The organism is Halomonas sp. DP5N14-9 (assembly GCF_019802175.1).
In the GTDB taxonomy this organism is placed as follows: Bacteria; Pseudomonadota; Gammaproteobacteria; order Pseudomonadales; family Halomonadaceae; genus Halomonas; species Halomonas litopenaei.
Genome location: NZ_JAHVHR010000020.1, coordinates 39,195 through 59,975, shown reverse-complemented (window position 1 = coordinate 59,975; position 20,781 = coordinate 39,195). Strand labels below are relative to the sequence as shown.

Genomic DNA, 20,781 nt, shown 5'->3' with positions numbered 1-20,781 from the left:
GGCCTGGCCCTGTGACGGCCTGCAATACCAACGCCCCCGACGTCTTCGTCGGGGGCGTTTTCGTCTGCGCTTCGTACAACGCTCGGGGACAGACGCCCCTGTCTCGCCAAGGTGCTGATGTTCCGGCATATGGGCCGCTTTCCTGGCGCGCTGGACGGCATCTGAGCGATGGATACCAGGCTAGAACTTTGGTCTAGAATCTTGAAATAAATCCGCGTCGTTTCTTTTTGGTGAAAAAATAGCTGCTATTTTTCATTTTTGTGAAGTCAAAGCGTTTTACGCCAACTATTGCTCGAAGTCGGCGGCGTTGTCGCGGGGGCCGGGGTTGCGGCTTGGCGGCGTGTCACCGCCTTCGGGTGTCATCCACCAAGGAGTTTTCGATGACCCAACAATCGATAACGAATGTCGAAAGCCATCCGCCAGCGGGACCGGTCAGCCGCATCTTCGGCCAGTATGATCGCTCGCTGTTCTGGCCTGTGCTGCTGATCTACGGCTTGATCATGGCTTGCGCGCTGTTCTTTCCGACCCTGACCGGTCAGGTGTTGTCCTCGACCCGCGACTTTCTGATCTTCAACTTCGGCTGGGGCTTTCTGCTGGGGATGGGGGGCGCGCTGCTGTTCTGTCTCTACCTGGTGATCAGCCCCTATGGTGATCTGAAGCTTGGCGCCGACGATGAGGTGCCGGAGTTCTCCTACGGTGCCTGGATCTCGATGCTGTTCAGCTGCGGCTTTGGCATCGGCTTCGTGTTCTTCAGCGTGGCCGAGCCGTTGACCCACCTCTATCAGTCCTCCCACGTCATCGACATGGGGGCGACGGGAGAAGCCGCCGGGGTCGCCAAGGCCGTCCAGCTGACCTTGCTGGACTGGGGCATGCACGGCTGGGCGGTGTTTGCCATCGCCGCCTGGGCGATCGCCTTTCCGGCCTACCGCCTGGGCCTGCCGCTGACGGTGGCCACCGGTCTCTACGGCATCCTGGGAGAGCGCTGCAACACCAGTGTCTGGGGGCGCCTGGCCAATGCCCTGGGGATCATCGGCACGATCGGCGGCAATGCCACCATGATCGGGCTCGGGGTGGCCTCCATCAACTACGGTCTGGCGACCTTGTTCGGATGGGACCTTGGTCCCGTTGGCCAGGCCCTGGTGATGATCGTGGTGATCGTGGCCTACGTGATTTCCGCCGCCACCGGTGTGGAGCGCGGCATCAAGGTGCTGAGCCAGGCCAATATGGTGATGGCTGGGGCGATTCTGCTGGCGCTGCTGTTTTTCGGCCATGCGCCCACTCAATATCTGCTGAACCTTGCCACCCAGCAGGTCGGCGACTATTTCGGCGAGGTCTTTGCGCTGCAGTTCTGGAGCGATGCCGGCAACTTCGAGCAGCGTGAATGGCTCGGTTGGTGGGTCGTGTTCTACTGGCTCTGGTACATCTCCTACATCCCTTTCTGCGGCGGCTTCATCGCGCGGATTTCCCGCGGCCGGACCCTGCGCGAGTTCATCGTCGGCGTGATCCTGGTGCCCATGCTGCTGGCAATCGGCTGGTTCAGCATCTGGGGAGGCTCCGCCGGCTACGTCGAGGTCACCGGTATCGCGCCTCTATGGGAAGGCGTGCAGCAAAAGCCCGAGTCGGGGATCTATGCCCTGCTCGAGAGCATGCCGGGTGGCTGGTGGCTGAGTCTGGGGGTGCTTTTCAATATCGTCATCTTCGCGGTGACGACCTCCGATTCGGCGTCCTTCTTTGCCGCCATGCAGGTCTCCAACGGCGATGAAAACCCCAAGGTGTCGATGCGCCTGCTGTGGGGCGTGGTGATCGGGTTTACCGGCATCATGTTCCAGTTGACCGGTGGCTTCGACGCGATCAGAAGCCTCGCCATCGTGGTCGGCGCTCCCTTCTTCGTGGTGGGTATCGCCTACATGGTGTCGGTCTACCGGATGCTCAAGTCCGCCAAGAAAGGCGGTGTGCACAACGACAGGATCGGCGTCTTCTACCGAGGCATGGTGCCTTACAAGATCGGCCGCCAGGGAGCCAATGGCGAGAGGCATAGTGATGATCGAGCTTGAACCCCGTGTCGTCGTCCTTTGCCGCCAACCATCGAGGAGGAGTGTCTGATGTCAGTACTCACGCCGTTCGACCCCAGCTATGACCCGTTGAAAGACGCCACTCCCGGTGTCGGGCGGGACTACGCGCCGAGCTACTGGCGCCATCACGCCGGGCCTCCACCGCAGGACGACGGCCCGGTGGATCGCGACATGGACGTCGACGTGGTGCTGATCGGCGCTGGTTTTACAGGCCTTGCCACTGCGCTCTTTCTGGCGCGTGAGTACGGCATCAAGGCGACCGTGCTGGAGGCCAACCAGATCGGCTGGGGTTGCACCAGCCGCAATGGCGGCCAGGGGCATCTCGCCTGGGGCCGCCTGAGTCGCAGCCAGTGGGTGAAGCGCTGGGGCCAGGACGTCGCCCGGCGTCTTCACGCCAATAGCCTCGAGGGCTTCGAGGTGTTCCAGTCGATGGCCGAGGACCCCGAGATCGACTGCGAGCCGCAGAACCACGGCAACCTGTTGATCGCTCACGGCGCCAAGGCACTCGATGGACTCAAGGAGGAGTCACGGCTGTGCAATCGGCTGCTGGGCTACCCGACTCGGGTGCTCGGTCGCGATGACGTGCTCGAGGGTTACATCGGCGACCAGGAGGCCCAGGGCGCCATGCTGGAGCCGGTGGGAATCGCCGTTCAGCCGCTCAAGCTGGCCTACGGCTACGCCCGGGTGGCACGGCGGCTCGGAGCCAGGATTCACACCGCAAGCCCCGTCGAGGGCTGGACCACCGAGGGTGGGGTGCATCACCTCAGGACCCCGGGGGGTGTGGTGCGGGCGCGTGCCGTGGGCATCGCCACCGCGGGTTATACCAGCCCCCAGCTGCACCGGGTCACGGCCTATCGCAATATGCCGATCATGGCCAACTCGGTGTGGACCCGGACCTTGACCGACGACGAGGTCGAGGCCTGCGGCTTTCGTTCCACCGTGCTGACCACCGATACCCGCAAGCTGCGCTACTACTATCGCTTTCTGCCGGAAAGGCGCCTGCAGATCGGCACCCGTAGCGCGATCAGCGGTGCCGACGCCCAGAACCCGCGCCACCTCAAGGTGGTCCACGATGCCATCGCGCGAAAGTTCCCGGCCATCGCCGGTATCGAGACGCCCTGGTTTTCCCACGGCTGGATGGATATCTCCCACGACATGATGCCAAGGATCGTGCAGCCGGACCCCGGCAGCAGCATCTTCTACGCCCAGGGATACAGCGGCAATGGCGTGGCATTTTCTGCCTATGCCTCAAAAAAGATGGCGGCGCTGATCGCCGGCGAATCGCTCAAGGAGGCCGACCTGCCGATCTTCAATTCGCCCTTGCCCGGGCACCCGCTGAGGCCTGTACGTCGCCTGGGCCAGCGTGCCCTCTACCGGTATTTCCAGGTGCTCGACAGCCTGCGATAGCCATGGCAATGGAGGGCGCCGCTAAGGCCTGGCGTCCTCTTCTCACCACCACGATTCACGATAACTGCTACTTGCAACGACCGCGCCTCACAGCGGCCAACATGTCCCGACAGGAGAGAGACCCCATGACGACAATGACAAACGAGACGCTCAATCGCCTCTTCGCGGCCTTCAACGCCCACGATATCGACGCGGTGATGAGCTATTTTGCCGACGATATCGTCTTCGATACCGTCGCCGGGGACCAGGCCCATGGCACCCGCATAGAGGGCTGGGAGGCCGTCAAGGCGGCCTTCGAGAACACCTGGGGGACCATGCCTGACGTGCAGTGGATCAACGGCAGGCACTATTTCGTCACGGGCGGTGTCGCCGACGGTGGCAGCGATGGGCCAGGCGCTGGCGGCGAGCGTATCGTCTCCGAGTCGACCTTCGTCGCCACCCAGCCCGACGGCAAGCGAGTCGAGGCGGACGGAGTCGATCTGTTCAGCGTGCGAGATGGCAAGATCACCCGCAAGCAGGCGTTTCGCAAGCAGCGTCCCGCCTTTGACCCCGGTTGACGCCCTAGTCGCCGTGCGATGCCTTAGCCCCCGGTCGAGCCTCTGGTAGTCTAGGTCCACGCCAATAACGATGGGAAAAGCGATGGCCAGGACGAAGGACGCCAGCAAGGAGCCCACCCGGGATACCCGCGAGGGTCAGGACGCCCTGCGGCTCGGTCAGCAGATCCGCGATCTGCGCAAGGCGCGTCAGATGACGCTGGCCGAGCTTGCCGAACGGGTCAACCGCTCGGTGGGCTATCTGAGTCAGGTCGAACGGGGCGCGTCGTCGCTGCCCATCGGCGTGCTGCAGGCGATCAGCGAGGCGCTGGGGGTGCGGGTGAGCTGGTTCTTCGAGGCCGACAATGACGTGCCCGAGCACGAGCGGGACGTGATCGTGCGCGCCTCCGGCCGCCGGTCCATGGAATTTTCAGGCATCGGCGTCCGTGAAGAGCTGCTGTCGCCGCGTCTCAGCGGCCAGTTGATTCTGATCATGACGCGGCTGGAACCAGGCGGCAGTGGCGGTGAGGTGCCCAGGCAGCGTAAGGGCGAAGAGGCCGGCTACGTCGAAGCCGGGCAGCTCGAACTCACCATCGGTGATCAATGCCATCTGCTGGAGGCGGGCGACAGCTTCTCCATCACCGGCGACCAGCCCCACCTTATCCGCAACCCCGGCGATATCGAGACGCGGGTGGTATGGGTGATGACCGGGGTCGACTACTAGGGCTTGTCTGAGAAAGTGCCTGCGCTCGGTAACACGGCGTTAAAAATCGGCTGGTGCGTCAGTCCGGTCAACATGCTCGTTTACACCCCGTAAACTGCGCTGTCGCACCGATTTTTGCCTTGTCTAACCTTCGCTCGTCGACTTTTCGGACGACGCCGAAGGCGCCCGGAGCGGTCTCCGGGCGTTCACTCCACGTGTTCTCTCCACGCGTTCTCTCCAGGCAGGCTTTTCGGTGGCCGGCGAGGCCTTCAGGCAGGCAGTCGGTTCACTGGCCACAGCACCTTCTCGCCGCTGGCGAAGCGCACCGCTTCTTCGGCCACCTTGCGCTTGAGCTCTTGCGCGGCGTCTTCTGAATACCAGGCCATGTGCGGGGTGATCAGGCAGTTGTCGATGCCCCTGAGCGGGCTGTCGGCGGGCAAGGGTTCCTGCTCGGTGGTGTCCAGGGCGGCGCCGGCAAGCCTGCCTTCCTTCAAGGCCTGGGCCAGGGCCGTCTCGTCGATGATGCCGCCACGGGAGGTGTTGATCAGATAGGCCGAGTCCTTCATCCGCTCCAGTGCCGCGGCGTCCACCAGATGGCGGGTTTCCTCGGTCAAGGGGCAGAACAGCCCGATCACGTCGGCCTCCCGGAACAACTCATCGAGTTCCAGGCAGCGAAGCTGGTCGGTGCCGTCTTCGGCGTTGGGCTGATGGTAGCGGTCGTGGGCGATGACATTGAAGCCCAGCGCCGCCATCTTGCGGGCGTAGAGCCGGCCGATGCGACCCAGGCCGACCACCCCGGCGGTCATCCGGGTCTGGCGTCGGATCGGCATGGCATCGGCGTACTCCCAGCGTCCGGCCTGGCAGCCGGCGTTCATCGGCACCAGCTTGCGAATCAGCGCCAGGCTCAGCGCCAGGGCGTGATCGGAGACCTCGTGCATGCCGTAGTCCGGGACGTTGCAGACCTGGACCCCGGCGGCGCTGGCGGCCTCGAGGTCGACGTTGTTGACGCCGACCCCGTAGCGCACGATCTGCTTGAGATCGGGCAGGGCCTCGAATACCCGGCGGGTGAAGGGGGCGTACTGGTTCAGGGCGATATCGACGCCCTGGAGCTGTTCGATCAGCGCATCTTCGCTTTGGCATTCAAGCAGCGGGACATCGAAGCCCGCGCGCTTGAATATCTCGGTTTCCACGTCGTGGTTGGCGTGGTCGAGGTCGGTAAAGACGATCTTCATGCAAGTCTCCTGTCAGCGGCCGAGGTAGCCGCCATCGACGGGCAGGGTGACACCGTGGACATAGTCCGAGGCAGGGGAGGCCAGAAACAGCAGCGGTCCTTTCATGTCGTCGCCATTGCCCCAGCGCCCGGCGGGAATGCGTGCGGTGATCTCGGCGTTGCGGCCCTCGTCGGCCAGCAGTGCGCTATTCATGTCGGTGGCCATGTAGCCCGGGGCGATGGCGTTGACGTTGATGCCCTTGGCCGCCCATTCGTTGGCCAGGGCCTTGGTCAGCTGCATCACGCCGCCCTTGCTGGCGGCGTAGGCCGGCACCGTCATGCCACCGAAGAACGACAGCAGCGAGGCGATATTGATGATCTTGCCCTGGCCGTCGGGCCCTTCGACGTCGCGCTCGAGCATATGCCGGGCGGCGAGCTGACACAGCTCGAACACCGCCGTCAGGTTGACCTCGAGCACCGCCTCCCAGTCATCGGCGGGGAAGTGCTCGGAAGGGTGGCGGCGCTGGACGCCGGCGGCGTTGACCAGGATGTCGAGGCGACCGCCGAGCTGGGCAAGGGCAGCGTCGAAGCCCTCGCTGCGCTGCTGGCGGCTAGCCAGATCGACGACCACGCCATGACAGGCGCTGGTCGACGTGGACAGGCCCGAGGCGACCTCATGGACCTTGTCCGACGAGCCCAGGATGACGACCTCGGCGCCCGCCTCGAGCAGGGCTTCGGCCATGCCGAGGCCGAGGCCCCGGGTTCCGCCGGTGACGATGGCCTTGCGGCCGTGTAGATCGAACAGCTTCATGATTGGCAGTCCACCAGTACCTTGACGGTGTTGAGGGAGGGCGTGGCGATCATCTCGAAGACACCGGCCGCGTCGGACAGCGGCACCACCTGGGTGATGGTCTGGCGCAGTTCATCGGCCAGGGTGTCGGCCAGAGTCAGGGCGTCGCCGAACTGCTTGTGGGTGTAGACCCGGGAGCCGATCAGGGTCAGCTCCTTGAAGTTCACGTCGATCAGATTGACCGCGTGGGCCGCCTTGTGGGTGGCGGTCAGGCAGATGGTACCGCCGACGCGTACTACCTTGGTCATCTCCAGCGCCGCGCTCTCGACGCCGGAGCATTCGAACACGGCGTCGGCGCCGTCGCCGCCGGTGGCGCTGGCCACCCGCTCGACCAGGCTTTCGCTGCGCACGTCCACGGTATCGAAGCCGAGCTGGCGACACAGCCCCAGGCGGCCTTCGTCGACGTCGGAGACGATCACCCGGGAGGCGCCTGAATGGCGCAGCACGATGGCGGTCAACAGGCCGATGGGGCCGGCGCCCATCACCACTGCGCTTTCGAGCATCGCAAAGCTTGCCTGGTGCAGGGTCCTGACCACCACCGCCAGGGGCTCCACCAGGGCCGCCACCTCATCGGACAGGCTGTCCGGCACCTTGAACAGCACGCTTTCGTCGATCCACTGATGGTCGGTTATGCCTCCGTCACGATCGATGCCGATCAGGCGCAGGTTGGCGCAGACATGAGGGGTGCCGTTGCGACAGGGGTGGCAGTCGCCGCAGGAGATCAGCGGGTAGGCGACCACCCGGTCGCCCACCGCGAAGCGCGAGTCCGGCGGTGTCTGCTCCACTCGGCCAACGAATTCGTGGCCCAGCACCAGGGGTGCCTGGGCGCGCGGGTGCTTGCCCGAGTAGATGCCGATGTCGGTGCCGCAGACACCGCAGTAGAGCATGCGAACCTTGACGGCGCCGGCCCGCTCGACGGGCTTGGGTACGTCGGTGACCTCGACCTGTCGGGGGCCGGTATAGACCAGTGCTTCCATGGGGGTTCCTCGTGTCGTCGGGGCGTTGTGAAGAGGGAGAATTCAGGCGCTGTGCTGCTGGCGCTCGGCCCCGCTGTCGCTGTCGAGCCGCGCACCGCCGGTGCGATGGGGGGCCATCCGGTCGCGGTCGAACTCGACCCCGATGCCGGGGCTGTCCGGGGCCACCGCGCGACCCTGGTCAAGGACCAGCGGACGCCGGGTGTAGTGGTCGATGGGGAAGGAGTGGATCTCCATCCAGCCGGCGTTGGGCTGGGCCGACACCAGGCTTACGTGCAATTCCTGCATGCCGTGGCTGCAGATGGGCAGGCCGTAGTGGCGGCTCTGGCGGGCGACATCGAGCCAGCCGCTGATACCGCCGCAGTTGGAGGCGTCGGGCTGGATGAAGGCTAGCCGCGCTTGTTCGAAGGCGTAGCCGAATTCGTGAGCGGTGTGCAGGTTCTCGCCCATGGCCAGGGGCATGCCGGTCGCCTCGACGATGCGGGCATAGCCCTGGTAGTCGTCGGGTAGGGTGGGTTCCTCGAACCAGGTGATGTCGTAGGGCGCGAAGGCCCTGGCGGCCTCGATGGCGCCATCGACGCTCAGCGCGTAGTTGGCATCCACCATGAAGGGACGCTCGGGGCCGATCAGCTCACGCACCCGGGCCACCCGCTCGACATCCTCGGCAAGGGTCGGGCGACCGACCTTGATCTTGATGGCCTCGGCGCCCTGGTCGAGGTAGCCCTGAACATTGGCAAGCAGCCGCTCGAGGGAGAAGTTGAGGTCGATGCCGCCGAAGTAGGCCTGGCACTGGCGGCCCTGGCCGCCGGCCATCTGCCACAGCGGCTGGCCGAGGCGGCGGCCCTTGAGGTCCCACAGCGCGATATCCAGCGCCGAGATGGCGAAAGCAGCGATGCCGCCGCGGCCCACGTAGTGGATATGCCACAGCATGTCGTCGTAGCAGCCGGCGATGTCACCGGCGTCACGCCCCAGCAGCATCGGCGCCAGGTCGTGCTCGAGCAGTGCCAGGATGGCGTGTCCGCCGCGCCCGCCGGTATAGGTGTAGCCGGTACCGCTGTGGCCATCCGCGGTGGTGACGGTGGCGGTCACGACCTCGAAGTCGGTGTGCACGCCATGCTTGGCATCGCCCATGGGCTCGCTCAGCGGCAGTCGGTAGAGGTCGAGCTCGATGGAGGTGATCGTCGACATGGGAGGATTATCCTGTGTTGCGTGTGCGCGTGATCTGCACCTGGATCGCGATCACGACGAAGAGAAAGGCGCCGCGGATGACCATCTGCCAGTAGGCGCTGAGGTTGAAGGTGCCGAGTCCGTTTTCGAAGTTCAAAAGGTTGAAGATCAGACCGAGCATCAAGGCGCCGATCAGCGTCGCCACCAGCGACCCCTTGCCGCCGGTCAGCAGGGTGCCGCCGACGACGACGGCGGCGATGGCGGTCAACTCCCAGCCTAGTCCCTCCAGCGGCTGGCCGGCGCCAAAGCCCGAGGCCAGAAAGACCCCGGCGAGCCCGGCACAACCACCGCTGATCAGGTAGGCCAGGGTCTTGGCCTTGCGTGCGGGCAGGCCCATCAGGTGGGCGGCTTCCTCGTTGTCGCCCACCGCGAGCATGGTGCGGCCGATGGGGCGTTGTTCCAGCAGCCACCAGAGACCGGCGCCGACCACCAGGGTGATGGCGAAGCTCCAGGGCAGCAGGCCGCCGATCGACTCCATCCCCAGTCGGGTAAAGCCGCTGGCCCAGTCCACCGGCACCGTCTGGTTGCCGCTGATGATCAGGGCGGTGCCCTTGGCCGCCAGCAGGCTCGCCAGGGTGGCGATAAAGGGAGGGATATGCAGGCGCGTGATCATCACCGCATTGACCAGACCCGCCGCCAGTCCGGTGGCGAGCCCGGCCAGGAGCGCCGGGACCAGGCCGTAGGGGCTGACGTAGGCGGCGGTGACCGAGGACAGCGCCGCCACCGTGCCCACCGACAGGTCGATGCCGCCGGTGATGATCACCAGGCACATGCCCAGGCTGATCAGCACGAACATGGCGTTGTAGTTGAGAAAGGATGAAAGATTGTAGGCGCTGCCGAAATTGTCGTAGCGGATCAGGCCGAGGCAGATCAGTGCCAGCAGGATCACGCAGACCCCGGTGGCCTGGCCATTGTCGGCAAGGCGCTGGCGCCAGGAGACGGTGGTCATGTCAGTGGGCTCCTCTGGGCGTCTGGAGATACACCGCCAGCACGATGATGGCGGCCTTCACCACCAGCGCTACCTCGTCGGCGACGCCGTTGGCGAGCAGGGTGTAGCGCACCAGTTGAATGATCGCGGCGCCGAGGATGACCCCGGCGATGGGGGCCTTGCCGCCCTTGAGCAGGGCGCCGCCGACCACCGCCGCGGCGATGGCGTCGAGTTCCATCAGGTTGCCGTTCTTGGCCGCGTCCGAGGCGGAATTGATGGCCACGGTGATCAGCCCGGCGAGGCCAGCGAGCAGGGCACAGCTGGTGTAGGCCGCGAGCTTGACGCGGGTCACCGGGACCCCGGCCATGCGTGCTGCCTGGGGGTTGCCGCCGGTGGCCAGCAGGTAGCGGCCGTAGCGGGTGCGGGCGATGACCCAGGCCACCACCAGGGCGATGACCACCACCAGCCAGCCCTGGAAGGGCAGGCCGAGTAGCCGACCGGCGCCGAGGAACTCGAAGGCGGGATTGTCGAAGGTCTGCAGGTTGCCGTTGGTCAGCACCTGGGCCAGACCGCGACCGGAGATGAACAGCACCAGGGTGGCGATGATCGGCTGCACGCCGAAGCGACTGACCAGCACGCCATTGAACAGCCCACAGGCCACGGCGACGGCCAGGGCCACGACGATCGCCACCAGGGTCATCGCCAGCGGCGCCTGCTGGCCGAACTCCGACAGAAAGATCAGTGGCGCCAGGGCGCCGGCCAGGGCCATCACCGCGCCCACCGACAGGTCGATGCCACCGGTGGCGATGACCAGGGTCATGCCGATGGCGACGATGGCGATGGTCGACACCTGGGAGACGTTGACCGACAGCGTCTGCCACTCGAGAAAGTTGGGGGTGATCGCGACATTGAACAGGATCAGTGCCAGCAGGGCGACGAGCAGCGCCAGGCTGCGGGGATTCACCGGCATGGCCTGGCGCCATCGCGGGCTGGCCGACCGGGGCGTCGCCTGACGGGAGGAGTGGAGCGACGTCATGGTGCGGTCTCCTGGTGGTCGGTGGCGGTAGCGGGGGATCTCTCGTCGTCACGCGCCGCGCCGTCGGCTCGGTCGTGCTGGGCGGTGGCGATGGCGGTGACCAGGGCGTCTTCGCTGAGCCCGGGGTTGTCGAGCACCCGGGTCGAGTGGCCTTCGTGCATGATCACCACCCGCTGGGCGCCCTCGGCGAGTTCCTCGAATTCCGAGCTGATCATCAGCACCGCGCCGCCCTGGGCCTGATAGTCCTGGACGATGCGCTGGATCTCGCGCTTGGCGCCGATATCGACGCCACGGGTCGGCTCGTCGAGGATCAGCAGTCGCGGCTGGGTCGCCAGCCACCGTGCCAGCAGTACCTTCTGCTGGTTGCCACCGGACAGCTGGCCGATGGGTTGTTCCATGGAGGCGGTCTTGATCTTGAGCGCCTCTATATAGTGTGCGGCGAGTTCGCGCTCGCGCCGCCTTTGAATGACGCCGCGACGGCTCAGCGTGCCGAGCAGGGGCAGGGTCATGTTCTCGCGCACGCTCATCTCGGGGATGATGCCCTCGACCTTGCGGTCTTCGCTGAGCAGCGCCACCCCCGCGGCGATGGCGTCGCGGCTGTGGCGGGGGGCGTAGCGCTGGCCGACCAGCCGCATGCTGCCCCGGGTGGTGCGATCGAGCCCGAACAGGGCGCGGGCAAGCTCGCTGCGACCGGCCCCGAGCAGACCTCCGAGGCCGACCATCTCGCCCTGATGCACCTCCAGCGAGGCGCCTCGCAGGCCCTTGTCGGTGGCCAGGGACTCGACCTCGAGCAGCGTCTCGTCGGTGTCGAGTTCCATCTCGCGAAAGCTGGTGGTGCCGCTTGCCTGGATGTCCGAGGCCTTGCGGCCAAGCATGGAGGCCACCAGCTCCAGGCGCGGTGTCTCGCTGAGGGTGCGCTGCTCCACCGTGGCGCCGTTGCGCATGATGGTGGCGCAGTCGCACACCGCGTAGAGCTCCTCGAGGAAGTGCGAGACGAACAGCACCGAGGTGCCCTGGGACTTGAGCAGCCGGATGACCTCGAACAGCCGCTGGACCTCGCGTTCGTCCAGCGAGCTGGTCGGCTCGTCCATGATCACCAGCCTGACCTGCTGGGACACCGCTCGGCCGATGGCCACCAGCTGCTGGATGGCGGTGGAGTACTCGCTGAGCGGACGGCGGACGTCGATGTCCAGCCCCAGCTCCTCGAGCACCGTGCGGGCCCGTCGATGGGCCTGGGGCCAGTCGATCCCGCCCCACCAGTGAAGGGGCTCGAAGCCCATCATCATGTTCTCGGTGACCGAGCGCAGCGGCACCAGGTTGAGCTCCTGGTAGATGGTGGCAACGCCAGCCTGCTGCGCCCGGCGCGGGCCAGAGAAGGCCACAGGCTCGCCGTCGAGCAGGATCTGGCCGCTGGTCGGTGTGTAGACCCCGGTCAGAACCTTGATCAGGGTGGACTTGCCCGCCCCGTTCTGGCCGATCAGGGCGTGCACCTCACCCGGCGCGATCGTGAGCGAGGCGCCGTCGAGGGCGACGGTGCCTCCAAACCGCTTGTGGATGTCGCGCATGTCGATAAGCGCTGTCATGACGTGGTACCTGGTTGGAATGTCAGGTCGGGATCAACCGGCGTGGCTCAGCTCAATAGGCGTCGTCGATATGCTCGGCGGCGTTGTCTTGGGTGAAGACACGGTCCTCGACGCGCACCCAGGGCTCGATGGTCTCGCCGGCGGCGTAGCGGTTGAGCACGTCGCAGGCCATCGGACCAAAGCGCGGCGACGACTCGACGCTGACCCCGAGCTTGCCGTCGAGGATCGCCTGCAGGGCGTCGCGAGTGCCGTCGATGGAGACCAGCAGCACGTCCTCGCCGGGGGTGCGTCCGGCCAGTTCCAGCGCCTGGATGGCACCGATGATCATCTCGTCGTTGTGGGCGTAGACCACGTTGACCTCAGGATGGGCCTGGAGCAGCGTCTCCATCACCTGACGACCGGTATCGCGGGCGAAGTCGCCGGACTGGGAGGCGATGATCTCCATGTTGTCCTGTTCGGCGATGACCGCATCGAAGCCTTCCTTGCGGTCATTGGCCGAGGAGGCGCCGGTGGTGCCCTCGAGCTCGATGATGTGGGCCTGATCGCCTTCGAAGTTGTCGACCAGCCACTGGGCGGCGATGCGCCCCTGCTCGATGAAGTCGGAGCCGAGGAAGCTGACATAGTGCTCACCGGCCTTGGCGACCTCGTCATCGACGATACGGTCGACCAGGAACACCGGGATGCCTGCCGCACGGGCCTTCATCACCGCCGGGATCAGCGCCTTTTCCTCGCGCGGGGGCAGGAAGATCGCATCGACGCCCTGGGCGATCATGCTGTCCACGTCGGCGACCTGCTTGGCGGCGGAACCGGCCGCGTCGGTCACCGTCAGCTGCCAGTTGCACTCGGGGGCGATATCACGAAACGACTGGGTCTCGGCGATGCGCCAGGGGTTGTTGCTTTCCATCTGGGCGAAGCCCACCCGGTAGCTGTCCTTCTGTTCCAGCGGAGGCAACTGCTGGGCCCAGCCGGGCATGGCGGAAAGTCCCAGCAGGGCGGCGGTGGCAAGCCCCGCCAGGCGGCGGGTGCGGGGGTGACGGGCGGTCGGGGAGTGGTGGGTCGAAGGCATCGTGTTCTCCTGGGCTATTGTGCTTGTTGTCAAAAGAGCACCGCGTCGGCAGTGCTCCGTGCTGCAGGGAGGGGGCGTTCAATCGCCCCAGTTGACGTACATCGTCTGCTTCTTGAAGTAGGCGGAAAAACCGTACTTGCCGTCCTCGCCGCCGACGCCGGAGTGGCCCCAGCCCGAGTGATAGGCGTGGACCTGCTCGCCGTTGGCGCGATTGAAGTAGATCTCGCCGAAGCGCAGCTCCGAGGGCAGCCGCATCAGTCGCTTGAGGTCGCGGGTGAAGACATAGGCCGAAAGGCCGTAGGAGGTGTCGTTGGCGAAGGCCAGGGCCTGCTCGAAGTCGTCGAACCGCTGGATCGGCACCACCGGTCCGAACACCTCGTCGTCGATCAGCGGCGAGCGATTGTCCCGGGTCTCGACGATGGTCGGGGCGATCCAGTAGCCCTTGGCGTAGTCGCCTGAGTCGAGCGGGCCGCCTTCGAGCAGCACGCTGTCGCCCTGGGCGATACCGCGCTGGACCATGGCGGCGACCTTGTCGCGTTCGCCACGGCTGACCTTGGGGCCCATGTCGGGGTCATCCAGCGGATTGCCGATGCTCAGTGCGCGCGAGGCGGCGATGAACTTGTCGATGAACTCGTCGGCGATCTGGCGATGCAGGTAGATACGCTCGCTGCAGGTGCAGATCTGGCCGCAGTTGGTATAGCGCGCGGTGACGGCGGCCTTCACCGCGGCGTCGACGTCGGCGTCTTCCATCACGATGAAGGGCGCCTTGCCGCCGAGCTCCAGCCGCACGATCTTGAGTTCCTCGGCGGCGCTGCGAAAGATCTGGCGCCCCGCCCGGGTGCTGCCGGTCATGGTGATCAGGTCGGTGTCGGGGTGCTCCACCAGCGCCTGGCCCACCACCGGTCCCTGGCCGGTCACCACGTTGAAGACGCCGGGCGGAAACCCGGCGCGCTCGGACAGCGCCGCCAGATAAAGTCCGGCGAAGGGGGTGATCTCGTGACCCAGGAGGATAAAGGTGTTGCCCGCCACCAGGGCGGGGCCGGCCTTGCGCGTGGCCAGGGCCGCCGGATAGTTCCAGGCGGTCAGTCCGGCGACCACCCCGAGCGGTAGCGAGCGAATCTGAATTTCCTCGTGGCGATTGTCCGAGGGCAGAATGTCGCCTTCGATGCGTCTGGCCCACTGGGCGCTGTAGCGCAGAAATTCGCTGCAGGCGCCGACCTCGCCGCGAGCCTGGGACAGGGGTTTGCCCTGCTCCAGGGCAATCAGCCGGGCGAAGGGTTCGAGATGGCGATCGATCTCCTCGGCCCAGCGGGTCAGCAGCTTGCCACGCTCGTTGGCCGGTCGCCTGGCCCAGTCGGACTGAGCCCTGGTGGCCGCGGCGACGGCGGCGTCCACGGCGGCGGCGTCACCGGCGGGGACCTGGCCAAGCAGCGCCTCGCTGGCCGGGTTGTCCACCTCGATGGCGTGGGAGCCGGCATGCTCAAACCAGCTACCGTCGACCCACATGCGGCCTTCCAGGGGGGTGGCACCGAACTGTTGGAAATCCATGGGGCGTCCTCTGTTGGGTAAGGCCATAACGATGATTGGGTAACGCCAGAACAACGTTGGGGTGGTCAGAACGTCTGTTGGATAACGCTGAAATGACGTTTGGTACGACCATATACTGTTGATGGTCGAGGTGGCTGGCAAGCGTAAGGTACTACGACCATTGTCTATATTTTCTTCAAGTTTATGAAATATAGCGATTTTACGGGTTGTTATGGCGATATTGGCCATTGGTTGTAGTTGTTGGTCGAGAATTTAATGATTAGTTTGGTACGACGATAAACGAGGTGTTGTATGAGCGGACGCAGTGCGGACTCGATCACTCTGGATATTGAGCGCTCCATCGTTGCCGGCGAGCTGGAGGAAGGCCGTCCGTTGCCCGCTGAGCGGGCGCTGATGGAGCAGTACGGCGCCAGTCGCACCGTGATTCGCGAGGCGATCACCGCGCTTACCGCCAAGGGATTCTTGAAGAGTCGTCCGCGCTATCGCCCGATCGTCTGTCGCCCGGATGCGAGTTCGGCGATGCAGGCGGCGGGAGGGGTGATCAAGCACCTGCTCGATAACTCCCGAGGCGTACATGACCTCTACCAGGTACGGGTGTTGTTCGAGCGGGTGCTGGTGCGGGACGCCGCCACCGGGGCGGGCAAGGACGACCTCAAGCGGCTGAAGGATGCACTGGACGACAACCAGGCGGCGATCTGCGATTCCGAGCGCTTCTACGCCACCGATGTGGCCTTTCACCGGGTGCTCTACACCATCTCGGGCAACCCGGCCTATCCGGCCATTCACGCCGGCTTTGTCGAGTGGCTGGCGCCCCAGTGGAGCCGGATGCCACGCAGCGAGCAGCGCAATCACGACAACTTCCTGGCTCACCAGGCGATCTACGAGGCCATCCTGATGCGTGATCCCGACGCGGCGGAGCGCGCCCTGGTCGATCACCTCGAGGCCTCATGGGAGTTCGTGCGCAGCACTTTCTTTGCAGGAGAGAACGAGTGAGCGACGTCGATCATATTGTTGTCGGGGGCGGGGCCGCCGGGTGCGTGGTAGCCGCCCGCCTGGTGCGCGAGCAGGGTGCCAGGGTGCTGCTGCTGGAGGCGGGCTCGTCCCACCACCACCCGCTGCTCGACATGCCCCCGGGCATCTTCAAGATGATCAATGGCTCGAAGTTCATGCGCTATCACCAGACCGAGCCGCAGGCTCATCTGGGGGGACGGGTCCATGACATTCCCCAGGGTCACGTGCTCGGCGGCGGTACCTCGGTCAATGCCCAGGTCTACATGCGCGGGCGGCCCGAGGACTACGACGACTGGGATCGGCGACTCGCCGGCAACGCGGCGAGGGCCGACTGGTCCTGGCAAGGGGTGCTTGAGCACTTTCGCCGGATGGAGGACAACGACCGTCTGGTCAATGATCGCCACGGGCGCGGCGGGCCACTCAAGGTCTCTGATCCCGGTCATGTGGATGTGGCCTCGCGCTGGTTTATCCAGGCCGCCCAGGCGGCGGGGCTGCCCTATAACGGCGACTTCAATGGCGAGCGTCAGACCGGGGTCGGCTTCTATCAGTTCATGAATCGAGCGGGCAAGCGCTGCTCTGCCGCCTACGCCTACGTGGAGCCGCTGCGCGAGCACCCGGGGCTCGAGGTCGCGCTCGACTGCGAGGTCCAGCAGGTGCTGGTCGAAGACGGACGCGCCGTGGGCGTCGAGTACCGCGACCGCAAGGGCAAGGTGCACCGGGTGCGCGCGCAGGGCGAGGTGATCCTGGCGGCGGGTGCGCTGGTGACCCCGAAGCTTCTGATGCTCTCGGGTATCGGGCCGGCCGAGCAATTGGCGCAGCACGACATTGCGGTGAAGGCGGACCTGCCGGGGGTGGGGCAGAACCTGATCGACCATCCCGAGGTGCCGATCACCGCCTACGCCAGGACCCCGTGTGGCTACTATCGCCAGGGCGTCGGCTGGCGGATGCTGGCCAACGGGCTCCAGTTCAAGCTGTTCGGCAGTGGCCCGGTGACCTCGGCCGGGGTCGAGGCGGGCGCCTTCGTCAATCCCGTCGATCCTCAGGCGGCACCGACCATCCAGGCCTTCTGCGTACCGATCGTCTATCTGGACCGGGATACCCGGGACGCGCTCAAGGACGACTACGGCCTGACGGTGACCACTGTGGTGGTCAAGCCGAAGGCCAGAGGCAGCGTTTGCCTGCGCTCGGCCGACCCCGGCGACATGCCGCGGGTGTCGCCCAACCTGCTCGGCCATCCCGACGACATGCAGGCGATGGTGGAGGGGCAGAAGTTCTTTCTGCGGGCCTTCGAGCAGTCACCGCTCAAGGAAAACCTGCACGGTGTGGCCTTGCCCTTCGCCGGAAGCGGCGCCAGCGACGATAAGCTGCTCGAACACTGCCGACGCTTCGTCAAGACCAACTACCACCCGGCCGGTACTGCGGCCATGGGTGCCGATGACGACCCCATGGCGGTGCTCGATGCGCGACTGCGGGTTCGTGGGGTGCGCGGGCTGAGGGTCTGCGACATGTCCGCGGTGCCCGATATACCCGCCGGCAACACCACCGCCCCGGCGATGATGCTGGGCAGCCGCTGCGCCGACTTTATCGGCGAGGATGCGGGCCTGGGGCAGGACGCCCGGCGCGACGCTGCAGCGCCCGAGGCGAAGGCCACCGGGGCGGCGATGCATTGATCTATTGAACGGATTTTCAAGCACCGACAGCAACCGACAGCAACCAATAGCAACAATGAAAAAGGAGCATCCGATGACACGCCTGACTCTTCTGCCGCTGACCCTGAGCGTAGGTCTCGCCGCCGCAGCCAGTGCTGCCCAGGCTGCCGACACCGTCCAGTGGGCCCATGTGTACGAACCCTCCGAGGCCTACCATCACTGGGCCGAGTGGGGCGCCGAGCAGATCGCCGAGCGCACCGACGGTCGCTACGAAGTGGAGGTCTTCCCCGCCTCGACCCTAGGCAAGGAGGTCGAGATCAACCAGGGGCTGGTGCTCGGCACCGTCGACATCATCTACACCGGCCAGAGCTTTGCCGCCCAGACCTACGGGCCGCTGGCGCTGTCCGACGCCCCCTTCGTGTTCCGTGACTACGAACACTGGAAGGCCTACGCCGACAGCGAGCTGTTCGCGGAATTCGCCGACGGCTACCGTGATGCCTCCGGCGGTAACGTGATCCTGGGTGACTGCTACTACGGCCAGCGCCACGTGACCTCCAATACGCCGATCGTCGAGCCCGCCGACATGGAAGGCCTCAAGATTCGGGTGCCCAATGCGCCCATCTACAGCCTGTTCCCCCGTGCGGTCGGCGCCCAGCCGACACCGGTGGCTTTCTCCGAGGTCTATCTGGCCCTGCAGCAGGGGGTGGTGGACGCCCAGGAGAACCCCTTGCCGACCATCCGCGCCAAGAAGTTCTACGAGGTCCAGGACTACATCAACCTGACCGGCCACGTGACCGGCTCCAATCTGATCGTTGCCGGCGGTCCCTTCTTCAACGGCCTGTCCGAGGAGGATCAGCAGATCTTCCGCGAGGTGCTCGGCGAGGTGGCCAGGAAGGTCTCCGACGATGTGCGCGAGCAGGAGCTGGCATCCATCGACTGGTTCAAGGAGCAGGGCGTGGAGGTGCTGGAGGTCGAGCGTGAGGCCTTCCGCGAGAAGACGTTGCCGGTGCTCAACGGTGACGAGGCGACCTGGACCCAGGAACAATTCGATCGCTTGCAGGCGCTGTAACGCCTCGGGAATAACATTATGAACCACACTGACAGCGAGGCTATGGGCCCCTCACGGGCATCCCGGGAGGATGCCCGTGAGGGGCCGCAAGGCCCGGATATCGACTTTGACGACGACGGCCCGACCTTCGCCTGGCGCGACATCGGGCTTGAGGACGCGCTCACCCTGGTGGTCTTCTGGACCATGGCAGCGGTAGTGTTCGCCCAGTTCTTCAGCCGCTACGTGCTTGGCTCGCCGCTGGGCTGGACCGAGGAGGTCGCCCGCTATCTGCTGATCTGCGTCGGCTTTCTGGCGGCGACCGTGGGGGTGCGCAAGCGCAGCCACATCCGCCTCGAACTGCTGTATCGCTACCTTCCCCTGCGTGCTTCGGCGGCGATGATCTGGCTGGTCGACCTGGGCCAGCTCGTCTATTTCGTGCTGCTGGGGTGGGTCACCTGGAAGATCCTGCCGCTGATGAGCGCACAGAAGATGACCTCGATGGCGGTCGGCATGGACACCCTCTACAGCGTGGTGCTGTTGAGCATCGCCATCATGGCGCTGCGTCAGGCCTGGCAGCTGGTGCGGGCGAGCGGTCCGAAACAGTGGCTGGCGGCGCAGCGAGCTGACACCACCGGCGAGGAGGGATCATGACGCTACTGGTCCTGTTCGGCGGCCTGCTGCTGATGCTGGTGATGGGCTTCCCGGTGATGGTGGCGCTTGGCGCCTCGTCGCTGGCGGCGATCCTGGTCGATGGCAGCGTCCCCGACTTTATCGTGCTGCACCGTATGGTCGGTGGCATGGACAGCTTTCCGCTGCTGTCGATTCCCTTCTTTGTCCTGGCCGGTGCGCTGATGAACTCGGCCGGCATCACCAGTCGCATCTTCGACTTCGCCAGGGCCCTGGTGGGCTGGATGCCCGGGGGGCTCGGCCACGTCAACGTCGGCGCCTCGGTCATCTTTGCCGGCATGTCCGGTGCCGCGGTGGCCGACGCCGGTGGGCTCGGCGCGATCGAGATCAAGGCAATGCGCCGGGCGGGCTATGATCCCGGCTTTTCGGTGGGTATCACCGCTGCCTCGTCCACCATCGGGCCGATCATTCCGCCTAGCCTGCCGCTGGTCATCTACGGCGTGATGGCCTCGGCCTCGATCGGTCAGCTGTTCGCCGCCGGCCTGGTGCCGGGACTGTTGATGGCGCTTTCGCTGATGCTGATGGTGGCCTGGTACGCGGTGCGTTATCAGTATCCGCGTGACGTCGGCTTCGCCCTGGGCTGGATCGCCTTGACCTTCCGTCGTGCCTTTCTGTCGCTGCTGACCCCGGTGATCATCGTCGGCGGCATCGTGCTTGGCATCTTCACCGCGACCGAGGCCGCCATCGCTGCGGTGATCTACGCCATGCTGCTGGGGGCGGTGGTCTATCGCACCCTGACCTTCAAGAGACTGCTGGCGGTCACCATGGAGACCATCGAGACCACCGGGATCATCATGATGATCATCGCCGCCTCGTCGATCTTCTCCTGGCTGCTGACCAGTCACCATGTGGCCGAGAACTTCGCCAACTGGATGCTGGCGGTCACCTCCAACCCCACCATCATCCTGCTGTTGATGACGTTGATCCTGTTCGTGGTGGGCTGCTTCATGGAAACCATCGCGGCGATCACCATCCTGGTGCCGATCCTGCTGCCGATCGCGGTTAACCTCGGCGTCGACCCGGTGCAGTTCGGTATCGTCATGGTGCTGAACCTGATGATTGGCCTGCTGACGCCACCGGTGGGACTGGTGCTCTACGTGCTCTCGCAGGTGTCCAAGGTGCCCTTCGAGCGCTGCGCCTCGGCGACCCTGCCGTTCCTGATCCCGTTGTTGATCGTGTTGATGCTGGTCACCTTCGTGCCCTCCATCTCGCTGTGGCTGCCGACCTTGATCTATCGCTAGGCGCTGTC

The 20,781-nt window shown here is 65.6% G+C and carries 18 protein-coding genes; 9 read left to right on the top strand and 9 right to left on the bottom strand.

The genetic code is table 11. The features are described from left to right. Positions 1 to 380: 380 nt before the first annotated feature. The 4 genes from KUW00_RS11485 (at position 381) to KUW00_RS11470 (ending at position 4,736) form a co-directional block, all read left to right on the top strand. On the top strand, positions 381 to 2,054 hold the full coding sequence (locus KUW00_RS11485) for a BCCT family transporter (protein ID WP_052704185.1): 1,674 nt from the start codon (positions 381 to 383) through the stop codon (positions 2,052 to 2,054). A 48-nt stretch (positions 2,055 to 2,102) separates the two neighbouring features. Continuing rightward, positions 2,103 to 3,479, top strand: a complete 1,377-nt coding sequence (locus tag KUW00_RS11480) for an NAD(P)/FAD-dependent oxidoreductase (protein WP_222569135.1) — start codon at positions 2,103 to 2,105, stop codon at positions 3,477 to 3,479. Positions 3,480 to 3,604: 125 nt separating this feature from the next. Then, positions 3,605 to 4,036: a nuclear transport factor 2 family protein gene (locus KUW00_RS11475; protein ID WP_222569134.1), complete on the top strand. Its 432-nt coding sequence runs from the start codon at positions 3,605 to 3,607 to the stop codon at positions 4,034 to 4,036. Between the two features lie 82 nt (positions 4,037 to 4,118). Further along, entirely contained in the window at positions 4,119 to 4,736 is a 618-nt protein-coding gene (locus tag KUW00_RS11470) for a helix-turn-helix domain-containing protein (protein ID WP_222569133.1), read from the top strand. 248 nt (positions 4,737 to 4,984) lie between these two features. Here KUW00_RS11470 and KUW00_RS11465 read toward each other — a convergent pair whose 3' ends face one another. From KUW00_RS11465 to KUW00_RS11425, 9 genes are all read right to left on the bottom strand, one after another. Further along, positions 4,985 to 5,947 (bottom strand): C-terminal binding protein, encoded by a 963-nt coding sequence (locus tag KUW00_RS11465; protein ID WP_108449887.1) that lies wholly within the window; start codon positions 5,945 to 5,947, stop codon positions 4,985 to 4,987. 12 nt (positions 5,948 to 5,959) lie between these two features. Next, complete coding sequence (locus KUW00_RS11460) at positions 5,960 to 6,736, bottom strand: SDR family NAD(P)-dependent oxidoreductase (protein ID WP_222569132.1); 777 nt, start codon at positions 6,734 to 6,736, stop codon at positions 5,960 to 5,962. Continuing rightward, the gene (locus KUW00_RS11455; RefSeq protein WP_222569131.1) at positions 6,733 to 7,752 is read right to left on the bottom strand and encodes a zinc-dependent alcohol dehydrogenase; all 1,020 of its coding nucleotides are present in this window, start codon (positions 7,750 to 7,752) and stop codon (positions 6,733 to 6,735) included. Before KUW00_RS11455 ends, KUW00_RS11460 begins: the two co-directional genes overlap by 4 nt. A 42-nt stretch (positions 7,753 to 7,794) precedes the next feature. Beyond that, the gene (locus tag KUW00_RS11450; RefSeq protein ID WP_222569130.1) at positions 7,795 to 8,937 is read right to left on the bottom strand and encodes a mandelate racemase/muconate lactonizing enzyme family protein; all 1,143 of its coding nucleotides are present in this window, start codon (positions 8,935 to 8,937) and stop codon (positions 7,795 to 7,797) included. A 7-nt stretch (positions 8,938 to 8,944) separates the two neighbouring features. Next, positions 8,945 to 9,925, bottom strand: a complete 981-nt coding sequence (locus KUW00_RS11445; RefSeq protein WP_222569129.1) for an ABC transporter permease — start codon at positions 9,923 to 9,925, stop codon at positions 8,945 to 8,947. Position 9,926: 1 nt separating this feature from the next. Beyond that, the gene (locus tag KUW00_RS11440) at positions 9,927 to 10,940 is read right to left on the bottom strand and encodes an ABC transporter permease (RefSeq protein WP_197037066.1); all 1,014 of its coding nucleotides are present in this window, start codon (positions 10,938 to 10,940) and stop codon (positions 9,927 to 9,929) included. Continuing rightward, the gene (locus KUW00_RS11435; protein ID WP_222569128.1) at positions 10,937 to 12,523 is read right to left on the bottom strand and encodes a sugar ABC transporter ATP-binding protein; all 1,587 of its coding nucleotides are present in this window, start codon (positions 12,521 to 12,523) and stop codon (positions 10,937 to 10,939) included. The genes KUW00_RS11440 and KUW00_RS11435 overlap by 4 nt, the downstream gene beginning before the upstream one ends. A 52-nt stretch (positions 12,524 to 12,575) precedes the next feature. Beyond that, positions 12,576 to 13,589, bottom strand: coding sequence for an ABC transporter substrate-binding protein (locus KUW00_RS11430; protein ID WP_222569127.1), 1,014 nt, complete (start codon positions 13,587 to 13,589; stop codon positions 12,576 to 12,578). A gap of 78 nt (positions 13,590 to 13,667) precedes the next feature. Continuing rightward, the gene (locus KUW00_RS11425; RefSeq protein WP_222569126.1) at positions 13,668 to 15,137 is read right to left on the bottom strand and encodes an aldehyde dehydrogenase family protein; all 1,470 of its coding nucleotides are present in this window, start codon (positions 15,135 to 15,137) and stop codon (positions 13,668 to 13,670) included. Positions 15,138 to 15,428: 291 nt separating this feature from the next. Between KUW00_RS11425 and KUW00_RS11420 the strand changes: the two genes are divergently transcribed. The 5 genes from KUW00_RS11420 (at position 15,429) to KUW00_RS11400 (ending at position 20,773) form a co-directional block, all read left to right on the top strand. Further along, the gene (locus tag KUW00_RS11420) at positions 15,429 to 16,130 is read left to right on the top strand and encodes an FCD domain-containing protein (protein ID WP_108131711.1); all 702 of its coding nucleotides are present in this window, start codon (positions 15,429 to 15,431) and stop codon (positions 16,128 to 16,130) included. Further along, positions 16,127 to 17,818, top strand: a complete 1,692-nt coding sequence (locus KUW00_RS11415) for a GMC family oxidoreductase (RefSeq protein WP_204249013.1) — start codon at positions 16,127 to 16,129, stop codon at positions 17,816 to 17,818. Before KUW00_RS11420 ends, KUW00_RS11415 begins: the two co-directional genes overlap by 4 nt. Before the next feature lie 73 nt (positions 17,819 to 17,891). Continuing rightward, a complete protein-coding gene (locus tag KUW00_RS11410; RefSeq protein ID WP_231498535.1) occupies positions 17,892 to 18,866 on the top strand; it encodes a sialic acid TRAP transporter substrate-binding protein SiaP in 975 nt (324 codons plus the stop codon). 18 nt (positions 18,867 to 18,884) lie between these two features. Further along, positions 18,885 to 19,496 carry a TRAP transporter small permease gene (locus KUW00_RS11405; protein WP_222569125.1) on the top strand — a complete coding sequence of 204 codons (612 nt, stop codon included), beginning with the start codon at positions 18,885 to 18,887 and terminating at the stop codon, positions 19,494 to 19,496. Continuing rightward, positions 19,493 to 20,773, top strand: coding sequence for a TRAP transporter large permease (locus KUW00_RS11400; protein ID WP_108131714.1), 1,281 nt, complete (start codon positions 19,493 to 19,495; stop codon positions 20,771 to 20,773). Before KUW00_RS11405 ends, KUW00_RS11400 begins: the two co-directional genes overlap by 4 nt. The last annotated feature ends 8 nt before the right edge of the window (positions 20,774 to 20,781 follow it).

What these genes read in the sequence shown, in the direction of transcription:
- KUW00_RS11485 (WP_052704185.1), top strand. Translation starts at nt 381, where the DNA reads ATGACCCAACAATCGATAACGAATGTCGAAAGCCATCCGCCAGCGGGA.
- KUW00_RS11480 (WP_222569135.1), top strand. Translation starts at nt 2,103, where the DNA reads ATGTCAGTACTCACGCCGTTCGACCCCAGCTATGACCCGTTGAAAGAC.
- KUW00_RS11475 (WP_222569134.1), top strand. Translation starts at nt 3,605, where the DNA reads ATGACGACAATGACAAACGAGACGCTCAATCGCCTCTTCGCGGCCTTC.
- KUW00_RS11470 (WP_222569133.1), top strand. Translation starts at nt 4,119, where the DNA reads ATGGCCAGGACGAAGGACGCCAGCAAGGAGCCCACCCGGGATACCCGC.
- KUW00_RS11465 (WP_108449887.1), bottom strand. Translation starts at nt 5,947, where the DNA reads ATGAAGATCGTCTTTACCGACCTCGACCACGCCAACCACGACGTGGAA.
- KUW00_RS11460 (WP_222569132.1), bottom strand. Translation starts at nt 6,736, where the DNA reads ATGAAGCTGTTCGATCTACACGGCCGCAAGGCCATCGTCACCGGCGGA.
- KUW00_RS11455 (WP_222569131.1), bottom strand. Translation starts at nt 7,752, where the DNA reads ATGGAAGCACTGGTCTATACCGGCCCCCGACAGGTCGAGGTCACCGAC.
- KUW00_RS11450 (WP_222569130.1), bottom strand. Translation starts at nt 8,937, where the DNA reads ATGTCGACGATCACCTCCATCGAGCTCGACCTCTACCGACTGCCGCTG.
- KUW00_RS11445 (WP_222569129.1), bottom strand. Translation starts at nt 9,925, where the DNA reads ATGACCACCGTCTCCTGGCGCCAGCGCCTTGCCGACAATGGCCAGGCC.
- KUW00_RS11440 (WP_197037066.1), bottom strand. Translation starts at nt 10,940, where the DNA reads ATGACGTCGCTCCACTCCTCCCGTCAGGCGACGCCCCGGTCGGCCAGC.
- KUW00_RS11435 (WP_222569128.1), bottom strand. Translation starts at nt 12,523, where the DNA reads ATGACAGCGCTTATCGACATGCGCGACATCCACAAGCGGTTTGGAGGC.
- KUW00_RS11430 (WP_222569127.1), bottom strand. Translation starts at nt 13,589, where the DNA reads ATGCCTTCGACCCACCACTCCCCGACCGCCCGTCACCCCCGCACCCGC.
- KUW00_RS11425 (WP_222569126.1), bottom strand. Translation starts at nt 15,137, where the DNA reads ATGGATTTCCAACAGTTCGGTGCCACCCCCCTGGAAGGCCGCATGTGG.
- KUW00_RS11420 (WP_108131711.1), top strand. Translation starts at nt 15,429, where the DNA reads ATGAGCGGACGCAGTGCGGACTCGATCACTCTGGATATTGAGCGCTCC.
- KUW00_RS11410 (WP_231498535.1), top strand. Translation starts at nt 17,892, where the DNA reads ATGACACGCCTGACTCTTCTGCCGCTGACCCTGAGCGTAGGTCTCGCC.
- KUW00_RS11405 (WP_222569125.1), top strand. Translation starts at nt 18,885, where the DNA reads ATGAACCACACTGACAGCGAGGCTATGGGCCCCTCACGGGCATCCCGG.
- KUW00_RS11400 (WP_108131714.1), top strand. Translation starts at nt 19,493, where the DNA reads ATGACGCTACTGGTCCTGTTCGGCGGCCTGCTGCTGATGCTGGTGATG.